This is a genomic window from Achromobacter sp. (assembly GCF_036567245.1).
GTDB lineage: Bacteria > Pseudomonadota > Gammaproteobacteria > Burkholderiales > Burkholderiaceae_B > Achromobacter.
The window spans coordinates 1-10,986 of the sequence record NZ_DATCUY010000663.1 but is presented as its reverse complement, the minus strand read 5'-3'; the positions used below and the strand labels follow the sequence as shown (position 1 = coordinate 10,986).

The window sequence follows — 10,986 nt, the reverse complement described above, 5'->3', positions numbered from 1 at the left end:
GCGGGCGGTTTCTGCTACCTGAACAATGCCGCCATCGCCGCGCAGCGCCTGACCGCGCGCTATCCCCGCGTAGCCATCCTGGACACCGACATGCACCACGGCCAGGGCATCCAGGAAATCTTCTACGAACGCAACGATGTGCTGTACGTGTCCATCCACGGCGACCCCGAGAACTTCTATCCCGTCGTCGCCGGCTATGCGGACGAGCGCGGCGCCGGCGCGGGCTACGGCTACAACATCAACCTGCCCATGCCGCACGGCTCGCCGGAATCGGTGTTCTTCGACAAGCTGGGCGAGGCGCGCCGCGCCATCGAACTGTTCCAGCCCGATGCGCTGGTGCTGTCACTGGGCTTCGACATCTTCGAAAAAGATCCGCAGGCCATGGTCGCCGTCAGCGAGAACGGCTTCGAACGCCTGGGCCGTGAAGTCGGCGGCCTGAAACTGCCCACCCTGATCGTGCAGGAAGGCGGCTACTACATCGAAGGGCTGGAATCGAACGCCTCGCGCTTTTTCGGCGGGCTGGCGTCGGCCTGAACCCGTACCCGGCCGGCGTCCCGCCGCGGACGCCGGCCGCAGGCCACAGCCGCCGGCAAATGCTGCGCTAGTGGTTTTCCCTAAAAATGGAAAAGCCCGGTTCACAAGCCGGATCGCCTCCGGTACATTTCGTCCAGTGGCCTGACCACTGGGCCACCAGATATCCAGACACTCCCGAACCATGCCGGGGGGTGCCATGCAAGACAAGCCTGGGCAGAGCCTTTACCCTCTACATCCCGATCATCAACCCGAACCCCACAATGACCTCTCTCCAGGCCGTCGCCTCCACCCGCCTCTACCGCATGATTGCCGACCAGATCGCCGCGCGCATCAAGGCGGGCGATTTCCCCGCGGGCGGGCGGCTGCCGGCCGAGCGCGAGCTGGCCGAGCAGTTGCAGGTCAGCCGCGCCTCGGTGCGCGAAGCGCTGATCGCCCTGGAAATCGAAGGGTATGTGGAGGTCCGCGTGGGCACGGGCGTGTTCGTGAACCAGGCGCGCGAAGACGGCCTGTACCAGTCGCCGCAGCCGGCCCCGGCCGCCGCCAACGGCGTCGAAGCCACCGACATCGGCCCCTTCGACCTGCTCGAAACCCGCTTGCTGCTGGAGCCGGAATGCGCGGCCCTGGCGGCGCAGAAGGCATCGCCGGCCCAGATCGCGGCGATCCGCGCGGCGCACGAAGGCATGTCCCTGACCGAATCGCCCAGCGTGCACGACCGCGCCTTCCATAGCGCGATCGGCGCGGCCTGCGGCAACGCGGCGCTGGCGGCAGCAATCTCCCATATCTGGCATCTCAGCACATTGAGCCCGGTGTTTACCCGTCTTGAAGAGCACTTCGTGACCACCAAGGTGTGGAGCGAAGCCCAGCAGGAACACGAGCGCATCCTCGCGGCCATTACCGACCGCGATCCGATCCGCGCGCGCCACGCCATGCACGACCATCTGGTCGGCATCCTTGCGCGCCTGCGGGAAGACTTCGGCAGCGTTGGGATCCGATGATTTGATGACCGCCTGAACCCCGGCCTGACGCCCAGGCCCCTGCCCTTACCGACCGTGCAAGCACCGCCGGCGCAAAACGCGCCGCCCGCGGCAAGGGGAGCGGCTTGCCTGCAAAAACGCACGCAGCAGTTCCGCAGTACCCGCAGTACCCGTAAGTCCGATACCTAAAACACATCAAGGTGAAAACATGCAGCTGACCCGTACCGTGAAGCTTTTGAGCGCGGCGCTATTGGCGCTTGGCGCCCATGCCGCCCAGGCCAACAAGGCTGACAACTCCCTCAACATCGCTTTCGACGCGGCGCCCGCCACGCTGGACGCCTACAAGGAATCGGACCGTCCGGGCCTGGCACTGGCGCGCATGGTGTTTTCGGGGCTGCTGCAGAAGAACCAGGACACAGGCGAGTTCGGCCCGGCCATCGCCACCGGCTACAAGTTCGTGGACGACACCACCATCGAACTGCCCATCCGCAAGGACGTGAAGTTCCATGACGGTTCGCTGCTGACCATCGATGACGTGCTGTACACCTTGAACCTGGTGTCCTCCGAAGGCTACAAGGCGCGCTTCCAGAATCAGGTTGCCTGGATCGCCAAGGCCGAAAAGGCTGGCGACGACACGGTGCGCATCACGATGAAGACGCCCTACCCCCTGGCGCTGGAGATGCTGTCGGAGAACCTGCCGATCTATCCGCGCAAGTACTACGAGGCCAACCAGTCCGACATGGGCGCCAAGCCCATCGGCACCGGTCCGTACCGCCTGGTGGAAAGCCAGCCGGGCAGCCGCTACGTGTATGAGCGCTTCGAAGACTACTTCGGCCCCAAGCCGGCCGTGCAGAAGCTGGTGGTGCGGGTGCTGCCGGACGCCAACACCCAGTACGCCGAGATGTTGTCCGGCGGCCTGGACTGGATCTGGCGCGTGCCGCCCGACGTGGCCAAGCGCATGGAAAAGCAGCCGGCCGTCACGGTCAAGAGCAGCAGCATCATGCGCATCAGCTACATCTCGCTGAACCCGCGCGCGGACGACGGCAAGTCGCCGCTGGCCAAGCAGGAAGTACGCCAGGCCATCAACTACGCCATCGACCGCGAAGCCATCCGCAAGGCCTTGGTGGGCGGCGCGTCCAAGGTCATCAACGCAGCGTGCAATCCGGCGCAGTTCGGCTGCGCCGCCGACGTGCAGTCCTACAAGTTCGACCCGGCTCGCGCCAAGCAGCTGCTGGCCCAGGCCGGCTACCCCAACGGCGTGACGTTGGACCTGGTGATCTCGGCGCCGCCGCGCGCCATCCTGGACGCCGCCGCCGCGCAGATGGCGCAAGCCGGCATCAAGCTGAACCTGGTCGAGCAGCAATACGGCACCGCCATGACCAACTGGCGCGAAGGCAAGATCGCCATGCTGTCGTCCAACTGGGGTTCCTATGGCATCGCCGACGCGGCGCTGTCGACCAGCAACTTCTTCCGTGGCGGCCCGGACGACCAGGCGCGCAATCCGGAAGTCATCAAGTACCTGGAGACCGCCGACACCTCCGTGGACCGCGAACTGCGCGCCAAGAACTACGCCGCCGCCCAGAAGATCGTGGCCGACCAGGCTTACTGGGTGCCGCTGTGGAACCACTCGCTCAACGCCGTGCAGGCCAAGGATCTGAATTTCTCGGTCGACGGCGACGAGTTCCCGCGTTTCTACAAGGCCCGCTGGAACTGACCGGCCCCGCCGGCATGGCCCCGTCCCCAGGCCCAAGCGGGCCGGAACGGCGGCCCGTCCGGCGCATACCGTCATAGGTAGCCCCATGATTGCATTCCTGTTTCGCCGCCTGGTGGTGTCCGCGCTGCTGGTGGTGTTCGTCTCGCTGATCAGCTTCTCGCTGGTGTTCGCTTCCGGCAATCCGGCCGCGCGCCTGGCTGGCGAAGGCAGCGCCGCCGACGCGGCCCGCCTGGCGCAGCTGCACGGCTTCAACGACCCCATCCTGGTGCAGTACGGCCGCTGGCTGGCCGGCGTCGCCCGCGGCGACTTTGGCGACAGCCTGTACTTCAGCCGCCCCGTGGCCGAACTGCTGACCCAGCATTTCCCGGCCACCGCCAAGCTGGGCCTGGCCGCCATGCTGTTCGCGCTGTTGCTGGCGATACCGCTGGGCGTGCTGGCCGGCCTGCGCAAGGGCTCGCTGATCGACCGCGCCACCATGCTGCTGTCGGCCTGCGCCCAGGCCATGCCGCCGTTCTGCCTGGCCTTCCTGCTCATCATCCTCTTCAGCGTGCGCAACCAATGGCTGCCGGCCTCGGGCTTCGACAGCTGGAAGCACTACGTGATGCCGGTGACCGCGCTGGGGCTATTCGCGATGCCAGCCATGCTGCGCTTGATGAAGTCCGAAATGGAAACGGTGCTGGCCACCGACTACATCCGCACCGCCCGCGCCATGGGCCTGGGCGGCCCCAGCGTGGTGCTGAAGTACGCGCTGCGCAACGCCCTGCGGCCGCTGGTGTCGCTGGCCGCCGCCCAGATGGGCACGCTGCTGGCCGGCTCGGTCGTGATCGAGACCGTGTTCGCCATCAATGGCGCGGGTCTCCTGGCCTGGACCTCGATCCTGCGCGGCGACTTTCCCACGATGCAGGCGTTGATCCTGATCTTCGCCCTGATCTACATCGTCCTGACCCTGGTCGCCGACCTCGTCAATGGTTGGCTGGACCCCCGCGCGCGAGTTTCATCATGAGCAGCGTCATCGCCTCTCCTTTTTCCGTCCGCTCGGGCGGCGAACGCGCGGCCCGCTATGGCCGCAACCTTGGCCTGGCCATGCTGGCGCTGCTGGTGCTGGCCGGTCTGCTCGGTCCCTACCTGATCCCGCATGACCCGTACACGCAAGACCTTCTGGCGCGGCTGCAAGAGCCTGTCTGGGCTGAAGACGGCAGTTGGAATCACATTCTCGGCACCGACCAGCTGGGCCGCGACGTGCTGGCGCGGGCGCTGTATGGCGTGCGCGTATCGGCGCTGATCGGCCTGTCGGTCGCGCTGATGGGCGGACTGATCGGCACCACGCTGGGCGTGGCTGCCGGCTACTTCGGCGGCGCGGTGGATCGCGCAGTGTCCTTCCTGATCACCGCGCGCCTGGCGCTGCCCATCATCCTGGTGGCGCTGGCGGTGGTGTCGGTGGTGGGCGCCTCGCTCACCGTGGTGGTGCTGGTGCTGGGCCTGCTGCTGTGGGAACGCTACGCGCTGGTGGCCCGGACCATGGCCGCGGGCCTGCGCAACGCCGAGTTCGTCACCGCATCGCGGCTGCAAGGCTGCACCCACCTGCAAATCATCTGGCGCGACATCCTGCCCAACCTGGTAGGCAACCTGCTCATCATCGGCACCGTGGACGCCGCCATGGCCATCACGCTGGAGGCTTCGCTGTCGTTCCTGGGACTGGGCGTGCCGGCGCCGATGCCGTCGCTGGGCCTGATGATCGCCGAGGGCAAGGAAAACATGCTGTTCCAGCCCTCGCTGGTGGTGATTCCCAGCGTGGTGCTGTTCGTGCTGGTGCTGTGCGTGAACCGCGCCGGCGAAGCGCTGCGCGCCGTGCAAATGAAGAAGGGCTGATCCCATGACCGCAAACAGCCAACCCCTGCTGCGGGTCGAGGACCTGCACATCGACATCCACACCCCCACCCACGTCAAGCACGTGGTGCGCGCGGTGGACTTCAGCCTGGAGCGCGGCAAGACCCTGTGCATCGTCGGCGAATCGGGCTGCGGCAAGTCGCTGACCGCGCTGGCCCTGCTGGATCTGCTGCCTGCGGCCGCGCGCCGTCGCGTGGCGAGACTCGAGTTCGCCGGCCAGAATCTGGCGGCGCTCACGCCCTCGGCCCTGGCGCAACTGCGCGGCGCGCGCATCGCCATGATCTTCCAAGATCCCATGACCTCGCTGAACCCGGTGTTTCCCATCGGCACCCAGCTGGTCGACGTGCTGCGCCGGCACAAGCGCGTCAGCCGCCGCGAAGCCGAGGAGCGCGCCGAATACCTGCTGCGCCGCGTCGGCATCGCCAATCCCCGCGACCGCATGCGGCAGTATCCCTTCGAGCTGTCGGGCGGCCTGCGCCAGCGCGTGATGATCGCGATGGCCCTGATGTGCGGCCCCGAGCTGCTGATCGCCGACGAACCCACCACCGCGCTGGACGTGACCGTGCAGGCCGAACTGCTGGACCTGCTGCGCGACATCCAGGCCGAGTTCGGCTTGGGGATGGTGTTCATCTCGCACGACATGGGCCTGGTGGCGCGCATCGCCGATCACGTCATCGTCATGTACGCGGGCGACATCGTCGAAGGCGGCAGCGTGCGCGAAGTGCTGGAGCGCCCCAGCCACCCCTACACCGCCATGCTGCTGAACTGCATCCCGCAACCCGGACGCACCGCGCCGCGCGCCGACCTGCCCACCATCGCTGGCGCCGTGCCCTCGCTGGACACCGCCATCCGCGGCTGCGCTTTCCGCGACCGCTGCCCGGTGGCCGAGGCCCGCTGCGCCCAGCCGTTCCCGGCGCGCGTGCAGGGCGGACACCGCTGCCTGTGCATCAAACCCGGCGCAATGCGCCTAGGAGCCACGGCATGAGCAGCCACGCGACGCCCTCCGCCAGCATCAGCCTGAACGCGCTGTGTTTCCAGTACGGCCGCGCCAGCCTGTTCTCGCGCCGTCCCGCCCCGCGCATCCTGCACGACATCGACCTGCACGTGCCGGCCGGCCAGACCATCGGCCTGGTGGGCGAATCCGGCAGCGGCAAATCCACCATCGCCAAGCTGATGTTGGGGCTGCTCGCGCCGACGCAGGGCCAGGCGCTGCTGGACGGCAAGCCGCTGGCCGCAATGCCGGCGCGCGCCCGCGCCCGCCGCATCCAGATGGTGTTCCAGGACCCGTATTCGTCCCTCAACCCGCGCCGCACCATCAACGAAATCCTGACCTCGCCACTGCGCACGCATGGCATCGGCAATGCGGCCTCGCAAGCCGCATCGGTGCGCCGGATGATGGACGCCGTGGGCTTGGTGCCGGCCTTCGCCGCGCGCTATCCGCGCGAACTGTCGGGCGGCCAGCGCCAGCGCGTGGCCATCGCCCGCGCGCTGATGCTGGAGCCGCAGTTGCTGATCTGCGACGAGCCCACCTCCGCGCTCGACGTGTCGGTGCAGGCGCAAATCCTGAATCTGCTGATGGAACTGCAGCGCGAGCGCGGCCTGGGCTATCTGTTCATCAGCCACAACCTGGCCGTGGTGCAGCACATCGCCGACGAGATCGTGGTGCTGCAAGGCGGCCGCGTGGTCGAGCGCGGTTCCGCCAACCAGGTGTATTTCGAGCCGGTCCACCCGTACACGCGGCAACTCATCGGCGCCACCCTGGCGGTGCCGCAAGCGCAGGAGCTGGCGGCATGAAGCCTCAAAACGCGCGCCACCTGCTGCTGGTCGGCAACGACCAGAAGGTCACCTGGGACGACGGCCAGATCCGTTTCCTGGCGCCGGGCAATGACAGCCTGTGCGTCTACGACGCCGGCGCGAATCCCGCTGCGCCCGAACTGGTCGCCACCCTGTCGCTGCCCAACTCGCTGTTCGGCCCGCCGGTCAACCTGGCCGTTACGCCGGACCAGCGCCTGGGCCTGATCGCGGATTCCATGGACTGGCGCGCGCGCGCCGATGGCGCCGGCTGGCAGCCCGAGCCTGGCCGCGGACTGTACGTGATCGACCTGGAAGCCAGCCCGCCCGCCATCGTGCAGCGGCTGGAGACCGGCCTGCAGCCTTCGGGCCTGGCCATCAACCGCAGCGGCACGCTGGCGCTGGTGGCCAACAAGGCCGGCCGCTCCGTGACGGTGCTGCGCATCGCCGGCAAGCGCGCCGAGGTCTGCGGCGAGGTCGACATGGGTACCGCCGTCGTGGCCGTGTCCTTTGCCGCCGACGGCCGCCGCGCCTTCGTGGTCAAGACCGATACCCACCGCCTGGGCGTGCTGCGCATCTGCGAGAGCGCCGCAACCCCCATCGTGACCCATGATCCCGCCGAAGACCTGACCACCGGCCTGGTGCCGTTCAACCTGGTGGTGTCGCCCGACGGCGCGCTGGCGCTGGTGGTGGACATGGGCAGCCCGACCGCGTCGGACGGCCACGCGGACTCGGTCAGCGTGGTGGATCTGCGCGCCGACCCGCCGCGCGTGATCGACCGCGTCATGGTCGAGGACGGCCCGGAAGGCATCGCCATCAGCCCCGACGGCCGCTACGCGGCGGTCGCCATCGTTCAAGGCTCGAACAACCCGTCCAGCGCCTGGTTCCACCATCCGCGCGGGCAGATCGTATTGCTGCGTATCGACGGCCAGTCCGTGACTCGCGCCGGCGCCATCGAGGTCGGCGCGCTGCCCGAAGGCGTGGCCTTCAGCCCCAACAGCCGCTATCTGTACGTCGGCAACTTCCTGGATGCCGAAATGCAGGTCCTCGCCGTGGGCGATCAGGGCCTGCGCGACACCGGCACCCGCATCGCCCTGCCTGGACGGCCCGCGTCGATGCGCGCGCAGTCCTACTGACCCTATCCATCCCCCCCGCTCCCGGAGTTCCGCCATGACCACCGCTCCTCAAAAGAAACACACCCTGCTGGCCGCCGCCCTGCTCGCCCTCGCCGGCCTGGCGCCGCTGTCGGCCCACGCCCTGGACATCAAGCTCGGCCACGTGCTGGCTCCCAGCCACAGCTGGAACAAGGCCGCCGAAGGCTTCGCCGCCGAGGTCAAGGAAAAGACCGCCGGCCGCGTCAATTTCGTGCTGTTCCCCAGTGGCCAGCTCGGCAACGAGAAGACCATGCTCGAAGGCCTGCAGATCGGCAGCCAGGGCGCCGCCATCATCGGCTCGGGCTCGCTGCAGCCCATCGAACCCAAGTTCGGCGTGGTCGAACTGCCCTATACCTGGTCGACGTCCCAGCAGGCCTACAAGGCCTACGACGGCGAGTTGGGCGAGGCGCTGGCCAAGCTGGCCGACAAGAAGAACCTGACCATCATTTCCTGGTGGGAAAACGGCTTCCGCCACGTCACCAACAACCGCGGCGCGGTCGCCAAGCCCGCCGACCTGGCCGGCCTGAAGACCCGCGTCACGCCCGACAAGATGCGCCTGGACACCTTTACCGCGCTGGGCGCCAACCCTGCGCCGCTGGCCTTCGGCGAACTGTATTCGGCGCTGCAGCAGAAGGTGTTCGACGCCCAGGAGAACCCGCTGTCCATCATCTACACCTCGTCCTTCTTCGAAGTGCAGAAGTACCTGTCGCTGACCGGCCACGTCTGGGGCCCCGCCAACCTGATCATCTCCAAGCCGGTGTGGAACCGCATCTCGGCCGACGATAAGAAGATCGTGCAGGCGGCCGCCGACAAGTGGCGCGACGCCCAGCGCCAGATGATCACCGATGGCGACCAGCAGTTCATCGCCCAGCTGAAGGAAAAGGGCATGCAGGTCAATGAGGTCGACAAGCCCGCCTTCGCCGCTGCGGTCGCGCCGGTGTGGAAGACCTACTCGGTCACCTACGGCCCCGAGCTGATGGCGCTGGTGCAGAAGTACCGCGAGGCCAAGTAATGCTCAACCGACTGTCCGCGATCCTGTCGGGCATCAGCAAGGCCTTCGCCGCCGTGGCGGTGGCCTTGCTGGCGATCCTGATCTCCTACGTGGTGTTCGCCCGTTTCGTCACCCACACCACGCCGCATTGGGCCGAGGAACTGCCGCGCCTGGTGCTGGTCTGGTCCGCCTTCATCGGCGGCGTCGTCTGCAGCTTCGAGCGCTCGCACCTGATGGCCGGACTGCTGCCCTTCGTGGTGCGCAATCCCCGCATCCTGAACGCCTTCGAACGCATCAACCAGGCGCTCATCATCGTCGGCCTCGCAGCCCTGGGCTATGCCGGCTGGCAGCTGGCCGAACTGACCATGGACCAGACCCTGCCGGCGCTGGACGTGTCGGCCGGCGTCGTGTATCTGGCGCTGCCCTTCGCCTGCGCCATCACCATCGTGGTGCATCTGGCCCAGCTGTTCTCCGCCGCTCCCGCCGCTGCAAAGGAATAACAAGATGTCTACGGGTGCTCTCTTCCTGATGGGCGTGTTCACGATCACGGTGCTGATCGACATGCCCATCGCCTTCGGCCTGGTGCTGTCCTGCCTGGCCTATCTGGCGGTCTACGATTCCGCCCCCATGATGGTGGCGGCGCAGCAGTACGTGGTGGGGCTGGACAGCTTCACGCTGCTGGCGATTCCGCTCTTCATCCTGGCGGCCCAGCTGATGAACGGCGCCGGCCTGACCCAGCGCATCGTGCGCCTGTGCGCCGCCATCGTCGGCGACATCAAGGGCGGCCTGGCCGTGGTGGCCGTGCTGGCCTGCCTGATGTTCGGCGCGCTGTCCGGCTCCGGCGTGGCCGACGTGGTCGCCATCGGCAGCCTGCTGCTGCCCGCCATGGCCCGCAGCGGCTACGACAAGGGCTTTTCCTGCGCCCTGGTCGGCAGCGCCGGCGCCACCTCCACCATCATCCCGCCCAGCATCGTGCTGATCGTCTACGGCACCATCACCGACACCTCGGTGGGCAAGCTGTTCGTGGCCGGCATCATTCCGGGCATCCTGCTGGGGCTGTCGCTGATCGGCGTGGCCATCTGGCAATCGCGCAAGCACAACTGGGCCGGCGGCCAGCCCTTCAGCTGGTCCGAGCTGCGCGCCGCAGCCGTCGACGCACTGCCCGCGCTGATGGTGCCGGTGCTGATCATCGGCGGCATCCGCTTCGGCATCTTCACCGCCACCGAGGCCGCCTCCAGCGCCATCATCTACGCCTTGCTGATCGGCTTTTTCTGGTACCGCACGCTGAGCCTGAAGTCGCTGTGGGACAACTTGAAATCCACCGGCGAAAGCAGCGCGTCCATCCTGCTCATCATCGGCGCGTCGGGGCTGTTCGCCTGGGTGCTGGTGGCCGAACAGGTGCCGCAGGCCTTGTCCACGCTGCTGGTCGAATGGACCGACAGCAAGACCGCCGTGCTGCTGGTGCTGACCGTGGTGCTGTTGCTGCTGGGCACCTTCATGGAGGCGATCCCGGTCATCATCATCGTGGCCCCGGTCGTGATGCCGGTGCTGGCGCACTACAACATCGACCCGGTGCACTTCGGCATCCTGCTGTCGATCAACATGGCCATCGGCGCCAACACGCCGCCGGTCGGAGTCGACCTGATGGCCGCTTGCAAGATCGGCGGCATCAACATGATGCAGACCCTGCGCCCGCTGTCCTGGATGATGCTGGCCATGACCGCGGTCATGCTGCTGCTGACTTTCGTACCCGAACTGGTGCTGTTCCTGCCGAGGCACGTGCAATGACCCCTATCACTCCCTCCCGCCGTCCCCCGTTCCTGCGTCGCAGCTGGATGTTCGTGCCCGGCCTGGACGCCGACGCCCAGGCCGACGGCCTGGCCAGCGGCGCCGATGCCCTGGTGGCGGACCTGGAAGAGTTCACCGCCCCGGCGGACCGGC

Annotated in this window: 10 protein-coding genes and 2 pseudogenes; all 12 read left to right on the top strand. The window is 67.5% G+C overall.

All coding sequences use genetic code 11. The annotated features are described in order from the left end of the window. Positions 1-534: pseudogene (locus tag VIR09_RS28295) on the top strand (histone deacetylase family protein); the annotation flags it as partial. Positions 535-794: 260 nt separating this feature from the next. Further along, positions 795-1,529 carry a FadR/GntR family transcriptional regulator gene (locus VIR09_RS28290; RefSeq protein ID WP_332015883.1) on the top strand — a complete coding sequence of 245 codons (735 nt, stop codon included), beginning with the start codon at positions 795-797 and terminating at the stop codon, positions 1,527-1,529. A gap of 187 nt (positions 1,530-1,716) precedes the next feature. Continuing rightward, positions 1,717-3,222 carry an ABC transporter substrate-binding protein gene (locus VIR09_RS28285; RefSeq protein ID WP_332015882.1) on the top strand — a complete coding sequence of 502 codons (1,506 nt, stop codon included), beginning with the start codon at positions 1,717-1,719 and terminating at the stop codon, positions 3,220-3,222. Between the two features lie 85 nt (positions 3,223-3,307). After that, the gene (locus VIR09_RS28280) at positions 3,308-4,225 is read left to right on the top strand and encodes an ABC transporter permease (protein WP_332015881.1); all 918 of its coding nucleotides are present in this window, start codon (positions 3,308-3,310) and stop codon (positions 4,223-4,225) included. Beyond that, positions 4,222-5,091, top strand: a complete 870-nt coding sequence (locus VIR09_RS28275; RefSeq protein WP_332015880.1) for an ABC transporter permease — start codon at positions 4,222-4,224, stop codon at positions 5,089-5,091. Before VIR09_RS28280 ends, VIR09_RS28275 begins: the two co-directional genes overlap by 4 nt. A gap of 4 nt (positions 5,092-5,095) precedes the next feature. After that, the gene (locus tag VIR09_RS28270) at positions 5,096-6,094 is read left to right on the top strand and encodes an ABC transporter ATP-binding protein (RefSeq protein WP_332015879.1); all 999 of its coding nucleotides are present in this window, start codon (positions 5,096-5,098) and stop codon (positions 6,092-6,094) included. After that, positions 6,091-6,903, top strand: coding sequence for an ATP-binding cassette domain-containing protein (locus VIR09_RS28265; RefSeq protein WP_332015878.1), 813 nt, complete (start codon positions 6,091-6,093; stop codon positions 6,901-6,903). The genes VIR09_RS28270 and VIR09_RS28265 overlap by 4 nt, the downstream gene beginning before the upstream one ends. Continuing rightward, positions 6,900-8,036 (top strand): YncE family protein, encoded by a 1,137-nt coding sequence (locus VIR09_RS28260; RefSeq protein ID WP_332015877.1) that lies wholly within the window; start codon positions 6,900-6,902, stop codon positions 8,034-8,036. The genes VIR09_RS28265 and VIR09_RS28260 overlap by 4 nt, the downstream gene beginning before the upstream one ends. Positions 8,037-8,070: 34 nt before the next feature. Beyond that, positions 8,071-9,066, top strand: a complete 996-nt coding sequence (locus VIR09_RS28255; protein WP_332015876.1) for a DctP family TRAP transporter solute-binding subunit — start codon at positions 8,071-8,073, stop codon at positions 9,064-9,066. Beyond that, positions 9,066-9,545, top strand: a complete 480-nt coding sequence (locus VIR09_RS28250) for a TRAP transporter small permease (protein WP_332015875.1) — start codon at positions 9,066-9,068, stop codon at positions 9,543-9,545. Before VIR09_RS28255 ends, VIR09_RS28250 begins: the two co-directional genes overlap by 1 nt. Positions 9,546-9,549: 4 nt before the next feature. Beyond that, positions 9,550-10,833, top strand: coding sequence for a TRAP transporter large permease (locus VIR09_RS28245; protein WP_332015874.1), 1,284 nt, complete (start codon positions 9,550-9,552; stop codon positions 10,831-10,833). After that, a pseudogene (locus tag VIR09_RS28240) lies at positions 10,830-10,986 on the top strand (CoA ester lyase); the annotation flags it as partial. The gene VIR09_RS28245 and the pseudogene VIR09_RS28240, both read left to right, overlap by 4 nt.